This window comes from Aestuariispira insulae (assembly GCF_003385955.1).
In the GTDB taxonomy this organism is placed as follows: Bacteria; Pseudomonadota; Alphaproteobacteria; order UBA8366; family Aestuariispiraceae; genus Aestuariispira; species Aestuariispira insulae.
This window is the reverse complement of record NZ_QRDW01000001.1, coordinates 441784-465910: the sequence shown is the minus strand read 5'-3', so window position 1 is coordinate 465910 and position 24127 is coordinate 441784. Positions and strand designations below refer to the sequence as shown.

Sequence of the window (24127 nt, the reverse complement as noted above, 5' to 3'; positions counted from 1 at the left end):
AGCAGTTACAAACAAAAAAAAGCCGCTCCGGAGAGCGGCTTTTCTTTATCGATTTGGTTGTGCGTCAGGCGTCCTGAAGCTCGATGCCCTTATCGGCGAAGGCCTGGGCCAGTTCACCTGTCTCAAACATCTCGCGGACAATGTCACAGCCGCCGACAAATTCGGATTTGATATAGAGCTGCGGAATGGTCGGCCAATTGGAAAATTCCTTGATGCCTTCGCGGATTTCCATATCTTCCAGCACGTTGATGCCTTTGAACGGAACGCCCATGTGATTGAGCACCTGGACAACAGCCGCAGAGAAACCGCATTGCGGGAATACGGGAGTGCCTTTCATGAACAGCACCACGTCATTGCCGCCGATTTCCTGATTGATCCGTTCAAATACCGGATTGTCACTCATCTCTTCTAACCTTCATTTCTGGCGCCCCTGTAAGGGGCACTCATGTGTCATTTCGCTTATGCGTCTTCCAAAACAGCGGTTTGCAGGGCAAGGGCGTGCAACTCATTGCCCATACGGCCCTGCAGTGCCTGATAGACCATCTGATGCTGCTGAACGCGGGATTTGCCCTTGAATGCGGCCGATTTCACATAAGCCGCATAATGATCCCCGTCACCACGCAGGTCATTAATTTTTACCTCCGCATCGGGAAGGGCTTCCTTGATGAAGCGTTCAATATCCGCCTGGTTCATCGCCATGGTCTTTGTCTCTCCTTACGCTTCCTGCGCCATATAGTTGGGCAGCCAGCCCTCATGGGCGTCCACCAGCTCCGCCAGGGATATGGCGTCGCCATCGCCCAGCGTCAAGGCATCACCACCGGTCTTGCCGACAATTGTGGCCGGAACACCACTGGCGGCTGCTTTTTCCAGGATCTTATCGGCATTCGCCGTGCTCAGCAAATAGCGTCCCTGATCCTCAGCAAACAATGCCACATGGTTGCCAAGGCCGCTGTCGGTTAGCGACAAGGTCGCGCCCAGTTTTCCGGCCATGGCCATATCGGTCACGGCACAGGCAAGGCCGCCGTCAGAAAGGTCATGACAGGCGGAAACCAGTCCGGCATCGATCAGGTCGCGGATGAAATCGCCATTACGGCGTTCCACGGCCAGATCAACCACAGGCGGGGTGCCTTCCTCGCGGCCCTCAATCTCACGCAGATAGAGGGTTGAACCCATATGGCCTTTGGTCTCGCCGATCAGGACCAGTTCCTCATCCGCGTTTTTCAGGGCCATATTCATGGATTTCGCCACATCGGCAATGACACCGATCCCACCGATCACCGGGGTCGGCAGGATGCCTTCGCCTTTGGTCTCGTTATAGAGGGACACGTTGCCGGACACGACCGGGAAATCAAGCGCGATACAGGCTTCGCTCATGCCTTTGATAGCGCCGACAAACTGACCCATGATGTTGGGGCGTTCCGGGTTGCCGAAATTCATGTTGTTGGTGATCGCCAGCGGCTTGGCACCGGTGGCGGTGATGTTGCGCCAGCATTCGGCCACTGCCTGTTTGCCGCCCTCGATCGGATCTGCCTTCACATAGACCGGGTTGCAGTCTGAGGAAGTGGCAATCCCCTTGGTCTTGCCCGGAATTCGGACAACGGCGGCGTCTCCGCCGGGGCTCTGGATGGTTTCCCCCATGACCAGATGGTCATATTGTTCCCAGATCCAGCGTTTGGACGCCATGTTGGGCGAGCCGATCATCTGTTTTAGGGCGCCGGTAAGGCTGGATGGCGCTGCAACGGAAGCAGCGTCGATCTCAACCGCTTTCGGGGTCGGTTCCCAGGGGCGCTCATACATCGGGCTGGCATCCACCAGTGGGGGTACCGGAATGTCACCGACCACTTCGCCGTCCCATTTGAGGACCAGATGACGGGTGTCGGTGACGGTGCCGATCACCGCAAAATCCAGCTCCCATTTTTCGAAGATCTTGCGTGCTTCTTCCTCGCGGCCCGGTTTTAGGACCATCAACATGCGTTCCTGGGACTCGGACAGCATCAGCTCGTAAGGGGTCATGCCCTCTTCGCGCATAGGCACTTTGTCCAGCCACAGCTCGATGCCAACCTCGCCCTTATCCGCCATTTCAACGGAGGAGGAGGTGAGGCCCGCGGCCCCCATATCCTGGATCGAGATGATCGAATCGCCGGCCATCAGTTCCAGGCAGGCTTCCAGCAGCAATTTCTCCGCAAACGGGTCGCCAACCTGGACGGTTGGGCGCTTCTCATCGGAATTATCGTCAAACTCAGCGGATGCCATGGTCGCGCCATGGATACCGTCGCGACCGGTTTTGGAACCGACATAGACGACAGGGTTTCCGATACCGCTGGCCTTGGAATAGAAAATCTTATCCGCATTGGCCAGGCCGATGGTCATGGCATTGACCAGGATATTGCCGTTATAGCTGGGGTGGAAAGTGGTTTCACCGCCAACGGTCGGCACACCCATGCAGTTGCCATAGCCACCGATACCCGCAACAACGCCACTTACCAGATGGCGGGTTTTGGGATGATCGGGCGACCCAAAGCGCAGCGCGTTCAGGTTGGCGATGGGGCGCGCGCCCATGGTAAAGACATCGCGCATGATACCGCCAACACCAGTGGCCGCGCCCTGATAGGGTTCGATATAGCTGGGGTGGTTATGGCTTTCCATTTTGAAGATGGCGGCCTGACCGTCACCAATATCAACCACGCCGGCATTCTCGCCGGGGCCGCAAATGACCTGGGGGCCTTCGGTCGGCAGGGTTTTCAGCCAAAAACGGCTGGACTTATAAGAACAGTGCTCGGACCACATGACGGAGAAGATACCCAACTCCGTATAGGTCGGCATGCGGCCCATGATATTCATGAGCACTTCGCGCTCTTCCTCGGTGATGCCATGTTCGGCGATCAGTTCCGGAGTGATCTCGATTGCGTTGAAATCGTTGCTCATGACAGCGCCTCTACCATGCTGGAGAACAGACCACGGCCGTCAATGCCGCCATGCAGCGGATCGATGGCATTTTCGGGATGCGGCATCATGCCCAGCACGTTGCCTTTTTCATTCAGGATACCCGCGATATTGCGTTGGGACCCATTGAGGTTGGTCTCAGGCGCTACCACACCGTCATCGTCGCAATAGCGGAGCGCCACGCGGCCTTCGCCTTCCAGGCGGTCCAGGGTCTCGCTGTCGGCAAAATAGTTGCCGTCATGATGGGCGACCGGATATTTCACCACCTGGCCTGCGTCGTATTTCGACGTGAAGCGGGTTTCCGCATTCTCAATTTTCAGGGCCGCGCGTTTGCAGATGAATTTGAGATGTGCGTTGCGCATCAAAGCACCCGGCAGGAGATGGGTTTCGGTCAGGATCTGGAAGCCATTGCAGACCCCGATGATGGAAACACCGGCTTTGGCCTGGTCGGCAACCGCACGCATGACCGGGGACTTGCCGGCCATTGCGCCGGAGCGCAGATAATCACCATAGGAGAAACCGCCAGGGATCATGATCAGATCGACCTTCGGCAGTTCGGTTTCGCCATGCCAGACCAGTTGTGGTTTGGAGCCGCTGGCCTGTTCCAGGGCGGCGATGGCATCATTTTCCCGGTTGGTGCCGGGAAACAAAATGACAGCGGATTTCATAATTTACCCGTCCTTTAAACGAAAAACGCCCGCAAGCGCGGGCATATTCATCAACCGATCAGTTCGATCGCGTAGTTTTCGATGACCGTATTGGCCAAAAGTTTCTCGCACATGGCCTCAATCTGGCTCTTGGCTTTCGCTTCGTCGGACTCAGCGATGTCCAGTTCGATCATTTTGCCCTGACGCACTTCATTGACGCCGCCAAAGTCCAGCGCGCCCAGCGCATGTTCGATGGCTTTCCCCTGGGGGTCGAGCACACCATTCTTCAGCGTAATGTAAACCTTGGCTTTCACGTCTTGTCCTCCGGTTACGGTCTTGAACTTAATTGTTGCAACAAAGCTCTTTTTCTAGAGCGATAATTCCTTTACCCCGCCTTCAGGCAAAACACCGAGACGGCGGGCGACTTCCTGATAGGCCTCTTCCATGCCGCCCAGATCCTGACGGAACCGGTCGAGATCCAGTTTGCGGCCATCCTTGATATCCCACAGACGGCAGCTGTCGGGGCTGATTTCATCAATCAGAACGATCCGCATCTCGCCGTTCTCGTCATAGATGCGGCCAAATTCCAGGTTGAGATCCACCAGTTTGATGCCGATACCGCGGAACAGGCCACCCAGATAGTCATTGATGCGCAGCGCCATGGCCAGGAAATCGTCAATATCCTGCGGACTGGCCCAGCCAAAGGCGGTGATATGCTCTTCCGAAATCACCGGACAGCCCAGCTCTTCGGATTTATAGCAATATTCAACAATCGATCGCGGCAGCAAAGTGCCTTCGGGAATGCCCAGCCGGCTCACCAGGGAGCCTGCGGAAATGTTGCGCACAATCACACGAACGGGAATGGTCTCCACCTGGCGCACCAGCTGCTCGCGCATGTTAATGCGGCGGATCAGATGGGTTGGGATGCCGATCTCGTGCAGCAGTCCCATCAGATGTTCTGAAATCAGATTATTGAGAACACCCTTGCCGTTGATGGTGCCGGTTTTTTCAGGCGTGCGACAGGCGGCATCATCCTTGAAATACTGGATAAGGGTTTCAGGCTCGGGCCCGGCAAAAAGATCTTTTGCCTTGCCTTCGTATATTTTCGAGCGTCTGGCCATTCCGCGATTGTCTCTGAGCAAGCTGGATGTCACGGCATTATGCCGTCATTCCAGGAAATTTCAGGCGTGCTATAACAGGCTTGGGCGGCAGAAACAATCCAATGGCGGTGCAAATTTTCACTGTCCGCACGGTCCTGATCGCTGCCGGAAAAAGAAACCCCCTGGGGTAAAACCGCCAGGGGGTTTGCTGTTTTTAATGATCTCAGCGGGTTAGCTGCCGAGAACCCGGCTCCACCAGCCTTTGCGCTTCGGCCCGGACGGGGCCTCTTCCTTGGCTGGTTCCGGTGTGGATGCGGCAGGCTGTGCGGCAACCGGTGCCGGTTGAGCCGCAGGCGCCGGGGCCGGAGAGGCCTGGCTTTCGGTCGCGGTCGGTGTTTGTGCCGCCGGAGCGGTTTCTGCCGGTGCTTCCTTGGCTTCAGGTGCCTTGGCTGCGGCTTTCTTGGCCCGTGCTTTTTTGGCAGTTGCCTTTTTCGCCGTGGTTTTCTTGGCGCTGGCTTTCTTGGCCCGTGCTTTTTTCGCCCGGGTTTTCTTCGCAGGCTTTGCCTCGGCTTCTGCCGGAGCGGCCGCATCCGACTCGGATGCGGTTGCTTCGACAGCTGCAGCCTCTATAGAAGAAGCTTCCGAGCCATCGGCTGTCTCTGCTGCTGCAGGGCTTTCCTCTGGCACAGCAGGCTTCCGGCTGCGGCGGCTCCGGCGCTGCGGCTTGGCCTCTGCTGTTGCGTCATTGGCGGCTTCCGATGTCGCGGCGGCTTCCGGTGCGGCATCCGCTGCATGCTCGGTGGAGCCGGCGGTTTCGACCGTTTCCTGCGCCTGGTTCTCGGCGTTATCCTTGCCACGACCACGACGGCGGCGCGGACGCTTGGATTTTCCTTCTTCCTCGTTGGTAGCGGCAGCAGCGGGCTGATCGTTATTCTCAGCCGGCTGAGTGTCGGAATTTTCATCCCGGCTCTCTTCTGCGTCGCCGTCTTGATTCAGGTTCTGCTGGTCCTGATCGCGGCCCCGGCCACGGCGGCGACCGCCGCGACGGCCGCGCTTACGGCGCTTCTTCTGGCCGTCATCATCACCATCGGTCCTAGCCTCATCCTCTGATTCAGACGCTTGCAGGTCTGTTTCTTCCGCAGACTGATTCTCATTATCCGCATTGGCCTGATCTTCGGGGCGCTTGCGACCGCGACGACGACGACGGCGGCGGCGGCCTTTGCCTTCCTGCTGCTCGTCGCTGTCTTCGCTCTTAGCGGCCTGGGGCTGCTGTTGCGGCTGCTCAGTGACTTCCACCACACGACCGTCACCGCTTTCGACGCGGGACATGTCAAACTGCGCAGGCAGCATGTCATGTTTGGTAAGGATGGTCAGTTCAAAGCCGTAGTTGGCTTCCATTTCACCCAGAACACCGCGTTTGTTGTTCAGGATGTAAAGAGCGACATCAGGATTGACTGTGACCGTGATTTCGGAAGACCTGCGGCGCAGGCCTTCTTCTTCTATGGCGCGCAGCACAGAAAGCGCCGCAGAGTCGGTGGACTGGATGTAGCCGGTGCCGCCGCAATGCGGGCAAGACTGGGTGATCGCTTCCAACAGGCTGGGCCGTAGGCGCTGACGGGACATTTCCAAAAGGCCGAATGGGCTGATGCGTCCGACTTGGATGCGGGCCCGATCCTTTTTCAAAGTCTCTTTCAGTTTCCGCTCAACCGCCTGGTCGTTACGACCTTCCTCCATGTCGATGAAATCGATCACGATGAGGCCGGCCATATCACGCAAGCGCAGCTGGCGGGCGATTTCCTCGGCCGCTTCCAGGTTGGTCTTGAGCGCTGTTTCTTCGATATGGCGCTCACGGGTCGCCTTGCCGGAGTTCACGTCGATCGAGACCAGGGCTTCGGTCTGGTGCATCACAATGGAGCCGCCGGAGCGCAGCATTACGGTTGGTTCATGGATCGCGGCCAACTGGCTTTCAACCTGATAACGTTGGAACAACGGAATAGCCTGGTCACGATAGGGTTGAACCTTCTTTGCGTGACTGGGGATCAGCGATTTCATGAAATTCTTGGCGGTTCGGTATCCTTCGTCACCGGCGACCAGAATTTCTTCCATGTCCTTGGCGTACAGATCGCGCAACGCCCGCTTGATCAGATTGGCCTCTTCGTGGATGAGGGCCGGGGCAGATGCTTCCAGAGTGCGCGTGCGGATATCGTCCCACAGTTTGAAAATATAGTCGAAGTCGCGTTTGATTTCCGCACGTGACCGTTCGGCACCTGCAGTCCGCACAATCACTGCCATTCCCTGCGGCATGGTCAGTTCCGCCAGAATTTTCTTCAGGCGCTTGCGGTCGGCGGGATTGACGATCTTGCGGCTGACACCGCCACCACGGGAGGTGTTCGGCATCAAGACACAATAGCGGCCAGCAAGGGAGAGATAGGTGGTCAGAGCCGCGCCCTTGTTGCCACGTTCTTCCTTAACGACCTGGACCAGCAGGACCTGGCGGCGTTTGATGACTTCCTGAATTTTATATTGCCGTTTCAGGCGGGGGCGGCGGTGTGCATTCTCTTCAACTTCATCCACGGCTTCGTCGCCGCCCAGTTCCTCAACCGGTTTATCGGATTCGGTATCATCACCATTTTCATCGTCGTCGATTTGATCCTCTTCGACCAGTTCTTCACGGTCGCCGACGGGAATGCGGTAATAGTCGGGATGGATTTCACTGAAAGCGAGGAAGCCATGGCGGTTGCCGCCATATTCAACGAACGCAGCCTGCAGAGACGGTTCCACCCGGGTTACTTTTGCCAGGTAGATATTGCCTTTTAATTGTCTGCGGGTTTCTGTTTCGTAGTCAAATTCCTCAAGCCGGTTGCCGCTTACGACCGTAACCCGGGTTTCTTCCGGGTGGGTCGCATCGATTAACATTCTCTTTGCCATGCAAATAGTCTCCAGCCCGCGTTAACGGTCGAACGGACCGATGCCCCTGGGAGGGGCGCGGGTTATTATTATTTGAGGCAAGGGCGTGTGCAGTCTTAATAAAGGGGCAGGAGTCGCCCGGGGTGCTCCCCGGCGAAACGGCAAATGCCGCCAGCGGCATAAAATGCGCGGCGGTGCCTGTTTCTGTCCCGATCTCTGTTCGACCTTGCTTCATCAACATCAAACTGTTCAGCTACCTGAGCCAGTTCGCTCATAAAAAAATTTAGTTCCAAGTCCGACGGCAAGGATTGGCTTGTCGGCCGGACTGCGTATTGTGCGTTGCTTTCGCCGTGGTGCCAGGCAAATCGGCCGGCAGCCGGTACGGCTCTTTGAAACGCTGTCGAAAGCTGAAACAATACGGATAGCATCCCGAGAAGGTCTGCCGGATCAGTGGCAGTTTCAGCTACGAAACCTTTTATCGCATCTCATAATTAATCCTGTATGGCCGGAAATAACAATCGCTTTTACCGTCGCGCCGTCGTTTTTTTTGAATAGCTGTAAAACGATATGTCCAATATCCTTCGGTCGGACAGGGCGGCATGCCCCAAGAGGAACCGAATTTGCATGAAAAAATCATGTTTGTTGTGGTTTCCAGCGAGCGCCACCATAGATATAGTGTTAGCGGAAGCTGATGAGAAGCTGTGAGGTCCAGTGACAGAAAAACCGACTACAGGATTGATGAAAGGGACAGCCCGGGGCATGGCCGGCCTGTTTTTGTGTCTGCTGATGCTGGTGGTCAATCTGTCAGGCAAAGCCTTTGCTGCCAAGGATATTCAGGTCAACGAAGTGCGAATCGGTGAACATGCCGGTTATACCCGCTTTGTCGTCGATATGAATAGTCAGGTCCCCTACGAAATTTTCACGCTTTCCGGACCTTATCGGGTGGTAATTGATCTGCCGGAATTGAACTGGGCCCAGAAAAAGAGCAAACCGCTGGGCCTTGTGGCCGGCTACCGCTACGGCCTGTTCCGGCCGGGGGTGAGCCGTATCGTGATCGATACGAAAAAGCCGGTCGCCATCAAGAAACATTTCCGGATCGCGCCCGGTGGCAAGAGTGGCCACAGGGTGGTGATTGATATCATTCCTGTCACTGATCAGACCTTTGCGGCAACCTCACGTAAAGTGACTTCGCCGGATTGGCCGGACTATATCAAACGGCATCAACAGCGTGACGTGGTCAATTCGACGCCGGCCCCAACCCCGGCACCGGAAAAAAGAAAGCCGATGATCATTCTTGATCCGGGCCATGGAGGGCCGGATCCGGGGGCCATTGGCAGCATGGGCACCTATGAGAAAAAAGTGACCCTGTCGGTGGCCAAAGCCGTCAAGGCTGCTCTGGAGAAATCGGGTCGGTACCGGGTGCGTCTGACCCGCGATCGCGATTTTTACATTCCACTGCGCCAACGTTATCAAGTGGCCGAAAAACATGAGGCAGATCTGTTCGTTTCGCTTCATGCGGATAAAATCGATCGGCGCAACGTGCGGGGCGCGTCCGTCTACACGCTCTCTGAAAATGCGTCGGATAAAGAGGCGGCCAAGCTGGCGGCCAAGGAAAACAAATCCGATTTGATTGCGGGCGTGGATCTCTCTGGCTATGACGAGGTTGTGGCCAGGACATTGCTGGATTTTGAACAGCGAGCGACGATGGAACAATCCTGGCATTTTGCGGAAATGCTGGTGAAGGATCTGGGGCAGGAAATCCGGTTGCTACGCAATACCCACCGGTTTGCTGGCTTTGCGGTTTTGAAATCACCGACGGTACCATCGGTTCTGATTGAGCTTGGTTATCTGTCGAACCGCAAGGATGAAAAACTGCTGCGCGATCCGGTGCATCACCGAAAAATTGGTAGTGCTTTGCTGCGGGCGGTCGATGCATATTTCCGACGGCAAAACCGCCTCAGCCGGTCTTGATGTGCTTTTTAAAAATTAGATTGCCTGACATAAACTGGCCACATTGCCGAATTAATGACATAACCTACTTTATAGAGTAAGCCGCGCACCTGCTTTGTGGGTTTGGTATGCGCGAGGATTAACCATGGTGGTCAGCGCTGCAGCATGCGATTTCTGTTAAAGTTCTTTATATTCCTTTTCTCCATGGCCGTGCTTGCCGGCATCGTCGGTGTCGGCGGCGGCCTTTATGCGCTTTGGTATTACGGCAAGGGATTGCCGGACTATAAGCAACTGGCGGATTATCAACCGCCGACAGCCACCCGCATTCATGCCGGCGATGGGCAATTGATCAAGGAATATGCCCGTGAACAGCGGGTCTTTGTGCCGATCCAATCGATACCAAAGGAGATTATCCACGGTTTCGTTGCGGCCGAGGATCAAAATTTCTTCTGGCATTATGGCGTGGACCCGCTTGCGTTGGCCCGGGCCGTGGCCACCAATGTTGTCTACTATTTCGAGAATCGCAGGTTTATCGGTGCATCCACCATCACCCAGCAGGTGGCGAAAAACTTCCTGTTGACCAATGAAGTCTCGATCACCAGGAAAGCCAAAGAAGCGATTCTGGCATTCCGGATCGAGCGCGCACTCAGCAAAGACCGTATTCTGGAACTTTATCTCAATGAAATTTACCTGGGGTATGGATCTTTCGGTGTTGCGGCGGCTGCCCTGAACTATTTCGACAAATCCTTAAGCGAGCTGACCACGGCGGAAATTGCCTATTTGGCGGCGCTGCCAAAAGCGCCAAATAACTATCACCCGATCCGCCGGACCCGTGAGGCGATTGAACGTCGGAATTGGGTGATCAGCCGGATGGAGGAAGAAGGCTATATCACCAAGCTTTCGGCCGCCCGGGCCAGGGCGGAGGACCTGGTGGTGCAGCCGCGTTCTGATATCCAGCCGGTGGATGCAAAATATTTTGTTGAAGAAGTACGGCGGGAACTGGCGGACCACTATGGTGAGCGCGGGGTGACCGAAGGTGGATTGTCGGTGCGCACAACCCTGGATCCGGCGTTGCAGAGTCTAGCACAGAAAAGCTTGCGCCAGGGGTTGGAGGACTATGACCGCCGCCATGGCTATCGCGGACCGGTAACCCAGCTGGATATGACAGGAAACTGGGCCGGTGCCCTGAAAGAGGTCAAGCTGCCGGATGGTGTCCGAGGCTGGGACCTGGCGGTGGTGAATGGCTATGAAGGTAAGACCACCAATATCACCCTGGCCGATGGCCGGATCGGGACAATTCCCTTTGCGGAAATTCGTTGGGCACGCAAGGCGCTGGAAGACCAGCGGGTCGGCGGCACGGTGAAAAAGCCTGGCGATGTCTATCAGCCCGGCGATGTGGTTCTGGTGGAAACGGTCACGGAAGGGCCGCCGCCGAAAAAAGGTGAGCCGCCGGTTCTATATCCGGAGAACAGCTATGCGTTGCGCCAGATCCCCGAGGTAGATGGTGCGCTGGTGGCGCTCGATCCGCATACGGGCCGCGTTTATGCTATGGCGGGCGGCTGGAGCTATGAGCGTAGTGAGTTTAACCGGGCTACCCAGGCAAAACGCCAACCGGGTTCCGCGTTCAAACCGTTTGTTTACCTGGCGGCGCTGGATAAGGGATATACCCCGGCAACCATGATCCTGGATGCGCCCTTTGTGCTGGATCAGGGGCCGGGCCTGCCGAAATGGAAACCGGCGAACTTTTCCAAGAAATTTTATGGCCCCAGCCCCATGCGGGTGGGGATTGAGAAATCCAGGAACCTGATGACAGTCCGTCTGGCCCAGGCAATCGGCATGGATACGGTCGCCGATTATGCCGAACGGTTCCACATCGCCGAGGATATGCCGGAACAGCTGTCCATGGCGCTAGGGGCGGCTTCGGTCAGTCTGATCGATATGACCGCGGCCTATGGTATGCTGGTTAATGGCGGCAAAGAGATCACCCCGACTGTGATTGACCGGGTTCAGGACCGTCTGGGCCGAACAATTTATAAGCATGATCCGCGAGACTGCACCAATTGCACCGTTTTGCATTGGGAGGGGCAGGATGTGCCGCGTATTCGTGACAATCGCTCGCAGTTGACGGACCCGGCCAGCGCCTATCAGGTGGTGACCATGCTGGAAGGCGTTGTTCAGCGCGGCACCGGGCGGCGCATCCGTGAGGTGGGCAAACCGCTGGGCGGTAAGACAGGCACAACCAACGACAGTCGGGATACCTGGTTTGTGGGATTCTCGCCCGATTTGGCGGTTGGTGTCTTCATTGGCTTTGATACGCCGATCCCGCTGGGCCGCAATCCTTGGGGCGGCCAGGAAACCGGTTCTTCTGTCGCGGCACCGGTCTTTAAGGCTTTCATGCAGGAAGCCCTGGCCGACAAACCGGCGATCCCGTTCCGTACGCCCGAGGGCATTCGCATGGTGCGGATTGACGCGGAAACCGGCAAGTTGGCTACCAGTGGCAGTCAGCGGATTATCTCGGAAGCTTTCAAACCGGGAACGGAACCGGGGATCGGTTCCCAGGCTGTCTTCATCGACGGCAGTGACGAAGATGAAGACAGTGAAACGGCGCCAATGAGAGCGAAAAGCGGAACGCAGCGCGGCGTTTACTAATTCGGCCTTGTTTTCATCTTGGCCCGTCCTCGAGATAGGGGCGGGCTACTATATCCTTGCGCCTCTGGCTGCCATGGCGTACATCCAAAGGCCGCCTGTCATATTCCTGTCATTGGATGATTCGGCAGGCCCGAAATTTTCATTCTTCAGGAGGATTTTCCCTTGCGTGCCGAAGTTCAGGCCATGGTCGACGAGATCCGTCAGTCCCTGCAGTTGCTGGCCAAACATATCGATCTTGATGCGTCTGAGAAACGCCTGGCGGAATTGAATGCGCGGGTGGAGGATCCCGATCTGTGGAATGATTCCACCAAGGCGCAGAAGATCATGCAGGAACGGTCCGCATTGGAATCGGCGCTCAGTGGCTATCGCGAGATTTCCGGCGGCGTTGACGATAATATCGAACTGATCGAACTGGCCGAGATGGAAGATGACGGTGACATGGTCGCTGAAGCGGAAGCCGCCATCGCCGCCTTGCAGGAAAAAGCTGCCAAACTACAGCTGGAAAGCCTGTTGTCCGGTGAAGCCGACAGCAATAACTGTTTCCTGGAAGTGCATGCCGGTGCCGGCGGCACGGAATCCCAGGATTGGGCCTCTATGCTGTTGCGCATGTATATGCGTTATTGCGACAAACAGGGCTTCAAGACGGAATTGTTGGAAGAAAGCCCGGGAGAAGAAGCGGGCATCAAATCGACCACGATCAAAGTGGCTGGTCACAACGCCTATGGCTGGCTCAAGACGGAGGCCGGGGTCCACCGTCTGGTGCGGATTTCGCCGTTTGATTCCAATGCGCGCCGCCATACCAGCTTTTCATCCGTCACGGTTTCACCTGAGATTGATGATGATTTTGAAATCGACATTGTCGACAGCGATCTTAGGGTGGATACCTATCGCGCGTCCGGCGCCGGTGGCCAGCATGTTAACACCACCGACAGTGCGGTACGCATCACCCATGTGCCCACCGGCATCGTGGTACAATGTCAGAATGACCGCTCGCAGCATAAAAACCGGGCAACTGCGATGAAGATGCTGCAATCGCGCCTCTATGAGCGTGAACTGGCCCAGCGCGAAGCGGAAGCCAAGGGCGAATATGAAGCCAAGACCGAAATCGGTTGGGGTCGCCAGCTACGCTCTTATGTCCTGCAGCCTTATCAGATGGTAAAAGATCTGCGTACGGGTGTGGAAAAAGGCAATGCCCAGGCGGTTCTGGATGGCGATATCCAGGATTATCTGGAAGCGGCATTGGCCATGAAGTTTGAGGGCGGGCTGGATGGCGAGGTCGAGGATATCGACTAACCGGCAGCCCTGCTATTTCCGCTTAGACGGGGATTTTGTGGCCAGCCACAATCCTGGAAGAATGAGAGCCGCGCCCGCAATATGGTGCGGCTCAAATTTTTCACCCAACAAAAGATAAGCCAGCACGGAATTGTAGAGCGGGGCCAGATAGAGCACCAGCCCTGCTTTGGATGCCCCCAAAAGCAATTGCACCTTGGCATACATCATATAGGCCGCGACGCTGGACAGGCAGGCGACGAAAGAAATCAGCAAGACCGTTTTCCAGGTCAGGTCCGCCGTGCCGATCGTAATCCCCTCCCAAATGGTAAAGGGCAAAAGGCAGAGCATGCCGAACAGGATCGTGCCGCTGAACCGGGTGCGCAGGCCCAGTTCGGTCGGACGGTGGCGCAGCAGGATGGAATAGACCGCCCAGCCGGTTGTTGCCGCGACGATCCATAAATCCCCGGCCGTGAATTGCAGTTCGGCCAGGATCTGCAAACTGCCCTTGGCAATGATGATCATGACCCCGGCCAGCCCAAGCGCAACACCGGCCACCTGGCGTCCGAACATCCGCTCTCCGTAAAAAAACCGGGAGAGAAGGATGATCAAAACGGGTGAGGCGGAATAGATCAATCCGATATTCGTGGCTGTGGTGCTGGCCGCACCAAGATAGACAAAAGCACCGCAAATCCCCATGCCAAGGGCGCCCAGGATCGTCAGATCCTTCCATTCTTTGAGGATCTGATGGCGGGCTTGCCAAATCGGGCGTCCGGCAATCAGGCACATGAGGGCAAAAGCGATTGTCCAACGCCAGAAAGCCATGGCAATCGGCGGTATGATATCCGTACCGACCTTTGCCGCCAGCATGTTGGAGCACATCAAGATGGGCAGGATAAACAAAAGCAGCTGCCCAAGGCGCTGGTCACTTTGTTCCCGGTCGGTATTTCTTGTGATGTCTGTCATGCCTCCGGTTTATCCCGAAAGAATAGCATGCGCTATGTCCGCGTTGGCATAGAACTATATCCCGTCCACCTCCGTTGCTTGCTGACAGTATGTTGTCAGTAGGCGCGCTCTATCCTCAGCAAGGTTCAATTTATTGCGGGGGATGGATGAATGGCAGGAACGGAAAATCATCATGGCCTGGGGGTGGTTCTGGTGCTGTTATCAGCGTTGGCTTTCAGCCTGGCTGGCATATTCACCAAGCTTATTGAGGCGGATTCCATCACTATCGCTTGCTGGCGGGGCCTGTTTGGTTTCCTGGCGATCGTGATGTTCCTGTGGATCCGGACCGGCAGAAATCCGGTTAAATCGATGCGGGCGCTGGGCTGGCGCGGCTGGTGCCTGGCGACGGTCGGGGCCCTGGCCAGTCTGGCTTTCATTTCCGCCTTCAAGATGACCTATGTTGCCAATGTGGCGATCATCTATGCAACCGCGCCATTCATCGCGGGACTTCTGGAATGGGGGCTATTGAGAAGAACCATGCGGCCCTCTGTGATGTTGGCGGCGGCGGTCTCGATCGTTGGCATTATCATCATGGCAGATGGCAGCGGGAGTTTTGACCGATTGGCGGGAGACGGCATGGCGGTCTTGATGACGATCGGCATGGCGCTTTTCATGGTGCTGGTCAGGGTCTTCAGGGACACGCCGGTGGTACTGGCTGGCGGGGTGTCGGGACTTCAGCTGTTTTTGGTGGGCTGGTTGTTGGTTTCTCCGCTGCAGGTGGGGGGGCGGGACATAGGGTTGTTGATCCTGTTCGGGCTGGTCTTTGCGATGGCCTCGGTCTTCCTGATAGAAGGCACGAAAAGGATTGCAGCCTCGGAATCGGGACTGCTTGGGGCGGCGGAAACACCGTTTGCGATATTGTTTGCCGGGCTGATCCTGGCGGAATGGCCGCCGCTGCAAAGCCTGGCGGGGGGCAGTCTTGTTATGCTGTCGGTGGCCGCTTTTGCCGTGCGGGACTGGATCCGGAGCCGGAGCCGGGAAGGCTGGCTGGCCGGCGGTTAGTTTGCGAAATGTTAACAGCTTGGCGTTAAAATAAAGGAATTCGCTTTCCACCGGCATGGCTTGGCCGGGATGGAGGTACATCATGTCCTTTTCCGCGTTTGTTTCGTTTTTCCGTTCCTGTTTGATCCTGCTTTGCGTTTCCGGGGGGCTGTTGGGCTGTCAGACAGTTGCCACCAATGTCCAGCAGGTGGATTTCAGCAGCGACAAGGTTCCAAACCTGCCGTTGCAGGCTCAGGCGCTCTTGCTGATGATGCCCGATGAGAGAAACCGTTCAAAGACGATCACCATCCAGAATTTTCAGGGTACCCAGGTGCCCCTGCGTGAAGGTCGCGCGATCAGCAATGCAGGTGAAAAAGTCCTGGGCCGGATTTTTGCCAATGTGGAACGTGACGCCTTGTCCCATGAGCCACAGATGATCTTCGTTGTGACCGGTTCGAGCCAGATCGACACATTCTGGCTGACTTTCAATGTTACTGCCACAATTCGCTATTTTGAACCGGATGGCACACTAATCGGTTCGGCCCAGGGCCGGAGTCTGGTGGCAGGTAGCATGATCGGACAGGAAATGACCCTGGAAGACGCCTATGTCAAAGCACTGGTGATCGCATCACGCGACATGTTGAAGCAGCCGGCCTTTTTGGAGCATCTGGAGGGCGGCACGCTCAAGACAGCGCCGCTGAACCTTGCCGCGCTGGGTCAGTCCCTTGGTTTCAAGGTCGATGCGCCCCTGATGAAACAGATTGCGGCCAAGGAACTGGAACAGCGGATGGGCCACGAAATGGAGCTGATGAACGGCACCTTCCGAGTCAAGGCAGGGGAGGCGATTATTCGCCAGTTTCCAAATGTTGAATCCGATGCTCGTGACCGGGTGGCGCAAGGCGGGCTTTTACATATACTGGGACAGCTTCCCGATGGCTGGATGCAGGTGGCGCGGGAAGGAAAACCCTTTGGCTGGGTCCATGGCTCGGCCCTTGCGATGGAAAGCCAGCAGGCGGTCGCCATAGCCAGGCGTTTTCCCCAAAATCCTGTCGATGTTCGGTTTTCCGCCGTACCTTCCCGTCCTGACGATATTGCGGTGATCATTGCCAATGCGGATTATGCCAGGGCGGGCCGGGACATACCGGCGGTCGAACCGGCCTATGCGGATGCCGCTGGTTTCCGGCTCTATGCGACCCAGGCCCTGGGTGTGCGGCCCGGCAATATCATCGAGCTTAAGGATGCGACCCAGGCGGACTTGATTTCTGTGTTTGGCACGGATCAGGATCACCGGGCCAGGCTCTATAACTGGGTGAAGCCGGGCGTGTCGCGGGTCTATGTCTATTATGCCGGCCATGGGGCGCCGGGCAGTGACGGCAGTGCCTATCTGGTGCCGACCGATGCCAATCCATCAACCCTGCATTTGAACGGCTATCGGCTCAGCAATCTCTATAGAAATCTCTCGAAAAGCCGGGCGCGTTCGGTGACCGTGGTTTTGGAAGCGTGTTTTTCAGGTAGCGCGGAAGGCGGTGCCGTCATCAATAATGCCTCCCCGGTCTTTTTGAATGTCAAACAGGTGAGTATTCCCAAAGGGCTGTCGGTGATCGCGGCGGGCGGTAGCAATCAGATGGCCTCCTGGGATCAGGATCGCCAGCATTCCCTGTTTACCACTTATTTCCTCAAAGGCATGTCGGGGGAGGCGGATAAACCGCCCCATGGTAATGCCAATGGCCGGGTCACTTATGACGAGTTGGACCGTTATCTCCAACAAACGCTGACTTATTTTGCCCGCCGCTATTATGGGCGCGACCAGCAGGCCCAGATTGTGGAGGCGGGATCATGAAGAAGTTTGGAACAGCCGTGGCGATACTTGCTGTGCTGGTGGCAGGCTGTGTGCCCCAGACCGGCGGATTGACGGTGGCACAGTCGCCTGAGATTACCAGCCAGACGGTCCAGGCACCCCTGATTGATGCGGATATCGGGATAATTCATGTGGATGTATCAAGTCCCGAGCGTTCGGTTCCGACCAGCTGGGGCGAACCATGGATGTATTACAATCTGCTCAATGACTTTTCCTATGGCTGGAATGTCAATGTCGCCACGCCGGTGGAACAGTCGGTCCGTCAGTCCGGAATCTTTACCCCTGGCGCATCCCGGAAGCTGCGGCTGGATGCAGAATTGGTGGAAATGATCGACAGTTCCAACGGCTATGACATGGATCTCAATTTTGGCATGCGCTACCGGTTGACTGATCCGGAGGGTGAAGTGGTGTTTGACCGGGAGATCGTGACCAAAGGCATTGCAACCGTTGGCGAATATTTTGTCGGTGCCGATAGGGTTGTGGCCGGGACGGAGCGTGCACTCAAGGCCAATTTGGTGGAATTTCTGCGCTATCTGCGCAGTGATATTCCGGCCTATCTGGCGGCCAAGGAACAGGAACGGGTGCTCATGGCTAATGTGCGCCAGCAATTGACCCGGGAAAACGCTGTATACCGGGTGGTCGCCGGGGAAGCATTAATCCGGACATTGCCTGATGCCAACGCCAAGATACTGGATCGGATTGGCCAGGGCGGACTGGTGGATATCACCGGCAGCCTTCCTGATGGCTGGATGCAGGCCGCCCGGGAAGGCAAGCCCATTGGTTGGGTTTATAGTTCTGCCTTGGCACCTGAAGGCACCAGAACGGTTGCCGGAAACAGGGTTGGGGGCAAGGTGGAATTTCCCAGCCAGCCGCTGAATGTGGCCTTTGCCAAAGGGGGTGAGCATCCTGATGATATAGCGGTTATCATCGGCAATGCGGATTACAGCAATGCGGGCAAGGATATTCCCGATGTGGTCCCGGCCTATGCGGATGCGGAGGGGTTCAAACGCTACGCCATCCAGGCTTTGGGAATCCGGCCCGGCAATGTGATTGATCTCCGTGATGCGACCCAGGCGGAATTTATTTCCGTATTCGGCACGCCCAGTGATCACAAGGGGCGGCTTTATAACTGGGTGCGCCCAAAACAGTCCCGGGTCGTGATTTATTTCGCAGGCCATGGTGCGCCGGGCCAGGATGGCACCGCCTATCTGGTGCCGTCGGATGCGGACCCGGCCGCCCTGCATCTCAACGGATATCGGCTGGATCATCTTTATGCCAACCTGTCCAAGGTCCGGGCGAAGTCTGTTTTGGTCGTGTTGGAGGCCTGTTTTTCCGGTGCCAGCGCTGATGGCAGCGTGATTTCAAACGCCTCACCGGTCTTTATGAAGACCAAACCAGTCTCAATCCCTGATGGGCTAACGGTGATTTCCGCCGGCAGCGGGCGGCAGATCGCCTCGTGGGAGGAAGATAAGTCCCATGGTCTCTTTACAAAATACTTCCTGCTTGGGATGGCAGGCGAAGCAGATAAAAAGCCTACTGGCAACGCGGACGGCAAGGTTTCCTTTGCAGAATTATCGGCCTATCTGGACCAGACGGTTACCTACTATGCCCGCCGCTACTATGGCCGTGATCAGCAGGTTCAACTGGTTGGTAGCCGCGCTTTTTAGGCGCATTCAAGACGCAATAGGGTCATAAAAGGCAGCGGAGAACCCGGCCCGTTCCCGGCTGACCACGTTGAAAGGGCGTTTTAAAATGCCTCGGAACAGGGTCTGTACAAGATTCTGCCATGTTTCAATTTCAGGCAGCCCGTCCCGCTGGCATAGATATTCAAACCATCGCTTTCCCGCCGCCACATGGGTGATCTCGTCATCATGAATTACCTGCAGGGCGGCGGCGCTGGTTTCATCCTCGGCCTTTTTCAGTTTCTCTATCATGGCCGGGGTGACATCCAGGCCCCTGGCTTCGAGCACCAGGGGAACGATGGCCAACCGCCCGAACAGATCATCGGCGGTTTTCATGGCAGCTTCCCACAAACCGTCATGGGCGGGCAGGGCACCATAATGGGACCCCATCTCGCGCAGGATGTCATCCAGCATCAGGAAATGGCGGGCTTCGTCATCGGCCACTTTCACCCAATCGTCGTAAAATTCCCTCGGCAGCTTTTCATGGGTGAAACGCGCCGCGATATCCCAGGCCAGGTCGATAGCGTTTAATTCGATATGGGACAGCGCATGTAAAAGCGCGATTCGTCCCGGCAGGCCACGGGTTATCTTGCGTTTTGGGACATCCGCAGGGGGCATTAATATCGGGGCTTCAGGCCGTGCGGGACGCTCGGGAATGGGGGCGGAGCCAATCTCGGCAATCCTGCCGCTGAACCACTCTGTTGCGAGCTCACGACTGCGCATGGCCTTGGCACGGGCATCCGACGTTCCCAAGGCCTCCAGCGCCGCATTTACAAGTGTCATGTGATCTTGAATTGTTCCAGCACGTCCGCCAGATCCTCGCCAAAGCGTGAGCCCTTGTTCATCACGGCTGCATTCTCAGGCAGATCGGCCAGCGCCTTGTGATTGCGGTCATAACTGGTAAGCACTGCAAAGGGAATGTTTTTGGTACTGGGCATGGCGGCGATTGCACAGCCAAGATCGACTCCGCCGATATCGTCCAGTTCAGCTGAAGCGATGATCAAGTCTGGCCGCATGCGCACCGCCAGGCTGATGGCTTCCAGGGGATTACGAACAGAGGTCACGCGATACCCACAGGCCCTTAACTCACGCTCAAACAGGCGCGCGGCACTGCGTTTGCCTTCCACCAGCATTACTTCGATATCCAGATGCTCCAGATCTTCGATATCCATGGGGCGGCGCACGGGCAGGGAACGGACAAACTCACTGAAATCCCATCCATCATGCTGGATGGACCCATCCAGGATACCGGTCATGGTATCGGAGAAAATTTGCACATCCTGCATCTGCTCTTTGCTGGGTTTGGAGATACCATCCAGATAGTTCATCAAACGATGCATGGTGACATTCAAGAGGGCGTGCCGGGTATGGCGGCCGGTGACACAAAGAGCCTGCAGTTTGCCGATCAAGACATCAAACCGGCGGCGGCCTTCCTCGGAGCCGTTGGCAAGCTGTTCAAGGATTACATCCATCTCAGAGAGGACATCCCGGGTTTCTTCGAGATATTCCGCTTCCACTTGATCGTCATATGTTTCGATCGCCATATTCTGGTTACCTTTCAACCCGTGGGTACAAAGTCGATTATAGCGCCTTTACGGCCTCAAGAACGTCTTCAACATGCCCTTTGACCTTCACCTTGCGCCAGATGCGGGCCAGTTTGCCTTCAGCATCGATCAGGAAGGTCGCCCGTTCGATGCCCATATATTTCCGGCCATACATGTTTTTTTCCACCCATGTGCCATAGGCCTCGCAAACGCTACCGTCTTCGTCGCTGGCCAGGGTGAAGGGCAGTTCATATTTGGCCTTGAATTTATCATGTTTCGCAACAGTATCCTTGGAAACACCGACAATGACGGCATCGATGGCGGAAAAATCCGGCATGGAATCGCGAAAGCCGCAGGCCTCTTTGGTACAGCCCGGGGTATCGTCCTTGGGATAGAAGTATAACACGACCGGTTTGCCTTTCAGCGCTGAGAGGCTGATTTCGCCCTCGCTGTCGGTTTTCATGGTAAAATCAGGCGCGGCCTGGCCGGTTTCCAAAGACACGTATCTATCCTCCAAATGCAATCAAACGTTATTCTTCTTGTCCGTCCGCCGCCTGGGCGGCGGGTGACAGGATCAGGCGTTCAAAAACCTCGCGTGCCGCGTCAGCGGTTTCTTGGACCATCTCCTTCAGATGATTGAAACTATCTGCCCTGGCAGCCCGCATCAATGCCTGTTTTTGACCCAGTGGCGCGCGGGTCTCATCAAAATCTTTGTCGACGGTCAGGCGCAGGACAGCCTGCAGGCACCGCCACAGGCCCAAGGCCTCGCGAAGCCTCTTGAAATCAACCGCGCTTATCAAGCCGGCCTTGTGCATTTTTTCAAGTGCCCGGGCGGTGTTGGGGGACAGAACCTCCGGATGTTTATGGGCATGAATCAATTGCAGGGTTTGAGCGGTGAATTCGATATCCACCAGCCCGCCCGGTTGATATTTGATGCTCCATAGGCTGTTGCCGGGATACTGGCGTGCGATCCGCTCGCGCATGGCGGCAACATCGATCAATATCCTGTTAGCATCCCTTTTTTGGATCAGGAGCCGGTGAATAGCGTCTTGTAGATGTTGGCAGAGATGATCCGGACCATAGACTGCCCGCGCACGGGTCAGTGCCATATGCTCCCATGTCCAGGCATCGCCCCCATTGGCCAGATCATAATAGCTCTCGAACCCCTGCAGTTGGGTGGCCAGCGCCCCGGCATTGCCTGCAGGTCTTAGCCGGTTATCAATGTCGTAAAGCCGTCCTTCGCCTGTCTGCGAGGTGACCGCCGTACCAATCCGCTGGCAGAGCCTGATGTTATAGACGGTCGGCATTAGGGCTTTTTCGCCATCGGAAGCTTCCTCCTGACCGCCATCATAGATATAGACCAGATCCAGGTCGGAACCTGGCAACAGCTCGCCACCACCCAGCTTTCCAAAGGCGATAATGGCCAGACCGCCACCGGGGATAACTCCGTGACTTTCCGCGAACTCCTGCTCCACCCGTGGTACCAAATGGCATAAGAGTGTTTCCGCTAGCGATGAGAGGATGGGACCAACGGTTTCACCATTGAGGGTGCCATCCAGCAATTGTACACCGACCTTGAATTTTGTGTCGTTTGACCAGCGCCTCGTGCCATCCAGCACATCCTGATAATCTGCAGCTTCGGACAAGACGGTGCCGAGTGCCAGATTCAGGTTCTCCGGCGACAATTCAGCCTTGAGGAATCCCGGTGTGATCATGGAATCCAGCAATTCCGGTCGTCGGGCTAACTGTCTGGAAAGTCGTGGTGCGTTGCCCATCAGTTCGGCCACCAGGTTCAGCAGTTTCGGATTGGCATTGAACATCGAGAAAAGCTGGACCCCGGCCGGGAGGCCTGACAGGAACGTGTCGAAGTTGATAAATGCCTCATCCGGGTTGGCGGTGTCGGCCAGTGAGGTCAGGATTTGGGGCATCAGCTCGGTGAGGATCTGGCGGGCCCGCTCGCTTCGGGTGGCACGATACCGGCCGTGATGCCAGGCCCGGATAATGCCGGAAACCCTGGAGGCTTCCCTGAAACCCATATTTTGCAGGGTCACAACGGTGTCGGGATCATCTTCCATGCCGGTGAAGACCAGTGAACCGCCGCCGCCCAGATCCGGTTCATCCTCGAACAGGCGGGCATAATGGGATTCGACCCGTCCCAGATGCTCCAGCAGATCTGTTCTGAAATCCTCCGGGCTTTGGTAGCCCATGAAGCGGGCTATATTGTCCACATCCTCGTCCGATTTGGGCAGTTTCTGGGTTTGTTTATCATCAATCATCTGCAGCCGGTGTTCCAGCTTTCGCAGATAATGATAGGAGGCGACCATGTCCCGGAGGGCGGTGTCACTTACTTGGCCGACCTGGTTGAGGGCCTCGATGGTCTCGCAGGTGCGGCGCAGCCGTAGTGCGGGCAGCCGACCACCCCAGATCAATTGCTGGGTCTGGGCGAAAAACTCGATCTCCCGGATGCCGCCCCGGCCGATCTTGATATCATGTTCATTCACCGCGATTTGCCGGCTGCCCCGATGGGCATTGATCTGGCGTTTGATGGAATGGATGTCGTTGATCGCAGCGAAATCCAGGTGTTTGCGCCATATGAAGGGCTTGATATGGGCCAGGAAATCCTGGCCGAGCGCCTTGTCACCAGCCGCCGGGCGGGCCTTGATCATGGCAGCACGCTCCCAATTCTGGCCCAGGCTCTCGTAATAGGTTTCCGCGGCGCCCACCGACATGGCCAAGGGTGTTGCGCCGGGATCCGGCCGGAGCCGGAGATCCGTGCGGAAAACATAGCCATCGGCGGTGCGCGATTCCATCAGTCGCATGATGTCCCTGGTCGCCCGGACACAGGACTGCCGGATGGCCTCCGGGTCGGTTGGGTTTAATCGGGCCAGGTCGTAAAGCACAATCAGATCAATGTCGGAGGAATAGTTTAATTCCCGGGATCCATGTTTGCCCATGGCCAGGATGACAAAACCGGAATCGCGGCAGGCATCATCCGGATGGGACAGCGTGATTTCCCCGCTTGCATGCAGTCGACGCAACACATGGGAAATGCAGGCGTCCAATGAGAAATCCGCCAGGTCACTGAGTGCGCCGGTAACCTGCGGCAGGGACCAAATGCCCGTGAGATCACACAATGCTGTGGTTACGGCAACCCGGCGTTTGGCGATCCGCAATTCACGCATCAATCCTGCTTCGTCCAGTTCACGCTGGGGCAGGCCTTTAACCTGGTCTAAAACCTCTTTAAGATACGCGTTTGGGCCGGTTTCGACCAGTTTCAGTAAGATCCCCGGTTCCCGGATCATGCATTGGGTCAGAAATGGGCTGTTTCCAAAGACACCGTCCAGAAGAAGTTGGCCTTGATTGTGACTTGCAAACTCAGTGGCGAAGCGGTTTAGTGCCTCGTCAGGTTGGGTTGCCTCCAGGAAGCGCTCCATCCCGATACGGGCTCTGGTCATGTCTGACGGAACAGGCAGGGCGGAGGTGGCGAAAGACGAAAAAAAATCTTGCATTATCGGGTCTTGGACGGTTGTGGCTCCAAAATACTGCTGCCCGGTATGATGTTCAAATTGCTTGGTTAAGGAAAGCCGAAAAG

The 24127-nt window shown here is 56.5% G+C and carries 18 protein-coding genes; 6 read left to right on the top strand and 12 right to left on the bottom strand.

Features of this window, described 5'->3' with window-relative positions:
• Nucleotides 1–64: 64 nt before the first annotated feature.
• The 7 genes from grxD to DFP90_RS02260 all read right to left on the bottom strand — a co-directional run bounded on the left by grxD (nt 65) and on the right by DFP90_RS02260 (nt 7618).
• Nucleotides 65–403, bottom strand: a complete 339-nt coding sequence (gene grxD / locus DFP90_RS02290) for a Grx4 family monothiol glutaredoxin (protein WP_115934787.1) — start codon at nt 401–403, stop codon at nt 65–67.
• 56 nt (nt 404–459) lie between these two features.
• Complete coding sequence (locus DFP90_RS02285) at nt 460–699, bottom strand: BolA family protein (protein ID WP_115934786.1); 240 nt, start codon at nt 697–699, stop codon at nt 460–462.
• Nucleotides 700–714: 15 nt separating this feature from the next.
• Nucleotides 715–2925 carry a phosphoribosylformylglycinamidine synthase subunit PurL gene (purL, locus tag DFP90_RS02280; RefSeq protein ID WP_115934785.1) on the bottom strand — a complete coding sequence of 737 codons (2211 nt, stop codon included), beginning with the start codon at nt 2923–2925 and terminating at the stop codon, nt 715–717.
• Complete coding sequence (gene purQ, locus DFP90_RS02275; protein ID WP_115934784.1) at nt 2922–3611, bottom strand: phosphoribosylformylglycinamidine synthase subunit PurQ; 690 nt, start codon at nt 3609–3611, stop codon at nt 2922–2924. The genes purL and purQ overlap by 4 nt, the downstream gene beginning before the upstream one ends.
• Nucleotides 3612–3661: 50 nt before the next feature.
• Complete coding sequence (purS, locus tag DFP90_RS02270) at nt 3662–3904, bottom strand: phosphoribosylformylglycinamidine synthase subunit PurS (protein WP_115934783.1); 243 nt, start codon at nt 3902–3904, stop codon at nt 3662–3664.
• 54 nt (nt 3905–3958) lie between these two features.
• Nucleotides 3959–4711 (bottom strand): phosphoribosylaminoimidazolesuccinocarboxamide synthase, encoded by a 753-nt coding sequence (locus tag DFP90_RS02265; RefSeq protein ID WP_115934782.1) that lies wholly within the window; start codon nt 4709–4711, stop codon nt 3959–3961.
• A 210-nt stretch (nt 4712–4921) separates the two neighbouring features.
• Nucleotides 4922–7618, bottom strand: coding sequence for an Rne/Rng family ribonuclease (locus DFP90_RS02260; protein ID WP_115934781.1), 2697 nt, complete (start codon nt 7616–7618; stop codon nt 4922–4924).
• A gap of 738 nt (nt 7619–8356) precedes the next feature.
• On the opposite strand from DFP90_RS02260, the gene DFP90_RS02255 reads away from it, so the two are divergent.
• The 3 genes from DFP90_RS02255 to prfB all read left to right on the top strand — a co-directional run bounded on the left by DFP90_RS02255 (nt 8357) and on the right by prfB (nt 13489).
• Nucleotides 8357–9568, top strand: coding sequence for an N-acetylmuramoyl-L-alanine amidase (locus tag DFP90_RS02255; protein ID WP_218044550.1), 1212 nt, complete (start codon nt 8357–8359; stop codon nt 9566–9568).
• Between the two features lie 144 nt (nt 9569–9712).
• Complete coding sequence (locus tag DFP90_RS02250; RefSeq protein ID WP_115934779.1) at nt 9713–12196, top strand: penicillin-binding protein 1A; 2484 nt, start codon at nt 9713–9715, stop codon at nt 12194–12196.
• Between the two features lie 162 nt (nt 12197–12358).
• On the top strand, nt 12359–13489 hold the full coding sequence (gene prfB / locus DFP90_RS02245; RefSeq protein WP_115934778.1) for a peptide chain release factor 2: 1131 nt from the start codon (nt 12359–12361) through the stop codon (nt 13487–13489).
• A gap of 12 nt (nt 13490–13501) precedes the next feature.
• Here the strand turns inward: prfB and DFP90_RS02240 are convergent, their stop codons facing one another.
• Nucleotides 13502–14431: a DMT family transporter gene (locus tag DFP90_RS02240; protein WP_115934777.1), complete on the bottom strand. Its 930-nt coding sequence runs from the start codon at nt 14429–14431 to the stop codon at nt 13502–13504.
• A gap of 150 nt (nt 14432–14581) precedes the next feature.
• On the opposite strand from DFP90_RS02240, the gene DFP90_RS02235 reads away from it, so the two are divergent.
• From DFP90_RS02235 to DFP90_RS02225, 3 genes are all read left to right on the top strand, one after another.
• Nucleotides 14582–15472 (top strand): DMT family transporter, encoded by an 891-nt coding sequence (locus DFP90_RS02235; RefSeq protein ID WP_115934776.1) that lies wholly within the window; start codon nt 14582–14584, stop codon nt 15470–15472.
• Between the two features lie 82 nt (nt 15473–15554).
• Nucleotides 15555–17291 carry a caspase family protein gene (locus tag DFP90_RS02230; protein WP_115934775.1) on the top strand — a complete coding sequence of 579 codons (1737 nt, stop codon included), beginning with the start codon at nt 15555–15557 and terminating at the stop codon, nt 17289–17291.
• Nucleotides 17288–18976, top strand: a complete 1689-nt coding sequence (locus DFP90_RS02225; RefSeq protein ID WP_115934774.1) for a caspase family protein — start codon at nt 17288–17290, stop codon at nt 18974–18976. Before DFP90_RS02230 ends, DFP90_RS02225 begins: the two co-directional genes overlap by 4 nt.
• 6 nt (nt 18977–18982) lie before the next feature.
• Here the strand turns inward: DFP90_RS02225 and DFP90_RS02220 are convergent, their stop codons facing one another.
• From DFP90_RS02220 to DFP90_RS02205, 4 genes are read right to left on the bottom strand one after another with little or no spacing between them, the layout of a single operon-like run.
• Entirely contained in the window at nt 18983–19774 is a 792-nt protein-coding gene (locus DFP90_RS02220) for a ferritin-like domain-containing protein (protein WP_115934773.1), read from the bottom strand.
• Nucleotides 19771–20535 carry a response regulator gene (locus tag DFP90_RS02215; RefSeq protein WP_147300910.1) on the bottom strand — a complete coding sequence of 255 codons (765 nt, stop codon included), beginning with the start codon at nt 20533–20535 and terminating at the stop codon, nt 19771–19773. The genes DFP90_RS02220 and DFP90_RS02215 overlap by 4 nt, the downstream gene beginning before the upstream one ends.
• 37 nt (nt 20536–20572) lie before the next feature.
• Nucleotides 20573–21037 (bottom strand): thioredoxin-dependent thiol peroxidase, encoded by a 465-nt coding sequence (bcp, locus tag DFP90_RS02210; protein ID WP_115934771.1) that lies wholly within the window; start codon nt 21035–21037, stop codon nt 20573–20575.
• A gap of 28 nt (nt 21038–21065) precedes the next feature.
• Nucleotides 21066–24044: a bifunctional [glutamine synthetase] adenylyltransferase/[glutamine synthetase]-adenylyl-L-tyrosine phosphorylase gene (locus DFP90_RS02205; protein ID WP_115934770.1), complete on the bottom strand. Its 2979-nt coding sequence runs from the start codon at nt 24042–24044 to the stop codon at nt 21066–21068.
• Nucleotides 24045–24127: the final 83 nt, after the last annotated feature.

What these genes read in the sequence shown, in the direction of transcription:
- DFP90_RS02265 (WP_115934782.1), bottom strand. Translation starts at nt 4,711, where the DNA reads ATGGCCAGACGCTCGAAAATATACGAAGGCAAGGCAAAAGATCTTTTT.
- DFP90_RS02225 (WP_115934774.1), top strand. Translation starts at nt 17,288, where the DNA reads ATGAAGAAGTTTGGAACAGCCGTGGCGATACTTGCTGTGCTGGTGGCA.
- DFP90_RS02250 (WP_115934779.1), top strand. Translation starts at nt 9,713, where the DNA reads ATGCGATTTCTGTTAAAGTTCTTTATATTCCTTTTCTCCATGGCCGTG.
- DFP90_RS02235 (WP_115934776.1), top strand. Translation starts at nt 14,582, where the DNA reads ATGGCAGGAACGGAAAATCATCATGGCCTGGGGGTGGTTCTGGTGCTG.
- purQ (WP_115934784.1), bottom strand. Translation starts at nt 3,611, where the DNA reads ATGAAATCCGCTGTCATTTTGTTTCCCGGCACCAACCGGGAAAATGAT.
- grxD (WP_115934787.1), bottom strand. Translation starts at nt 403, where the DNA reads ATGAGTGACAATCCGGTATTTGAACGGATCAATCAGGAAATCGGCGGC.
- DFP90_RS02230 (WP_115934775.1), top strand. Translation starts at nt 15,555, where the DNA reads ATGTCCTTTTCCGCGTTTGTTTCGTTTTTCCGTTCCTGTTTGATCCTG.
- purL (WP_115934785.1), bottom strand. Translation starts at nt 2,925, where the DNA reads ATGAGCAACGATTTCAACGCAATCGAGATCACTCCGGAACTGATCGCC.
- DFP90_RS02255 (WP_218044550.1), top strand. Translation starts at nt 8,357, where the DNA reads ATGGCCGGCCTGTTTTTGTGTCTGCTGATGCTGGTGGTCAATCTGTCA.
- DFP90_RS02240 (WP_115934777.1), bottom strand. Translation starts at nt 14,431, where the DNA reads ATGACAGACATCACAAGAAATACCGACCGGGAACAAAGTGACCAGCGC.
- DFP90_RS02215 (WP_147300910.1), bottom strand. Translation starts at nt 20,535, where the DNA reads ATGGCGATCGAAACATATGACGATCAAGTGGAAGCGGAATATCTCGAA.
- DFP90_RS02220 (WP_115934773.1), bottom strand. Translation starts at nt 19,774, where the DNA reads ATGACACTTGTAAATGCGGCGCTGGAGGCCTTGGGAACGTCGGATGCC.
- DFP90_RS02260 (WP_115934781.1), bottom strand. Translation starts at nt 7,618, where the DNA reads ATGGCAAAGAGAATGTTAATCGATGCGACCCACCCGGAAGAAACCCGG.
- DFP90_RS02285 (WP_115934786.1), bottom strand. Translation starts at nt 699, where the DNA reads ATGGCGATGAACCAGGCGGATATTGAACGCTTCATCAAGGAAGCCCTT.
- DFP90_RS02205 (WP_115934770.1), bottom strand. Translation starts at nt 24,044, where the DNA reads ATGCAAGATTTTTTTTCGTCTTTCGCCACCTCCGCCCTGCCTGTTCCG.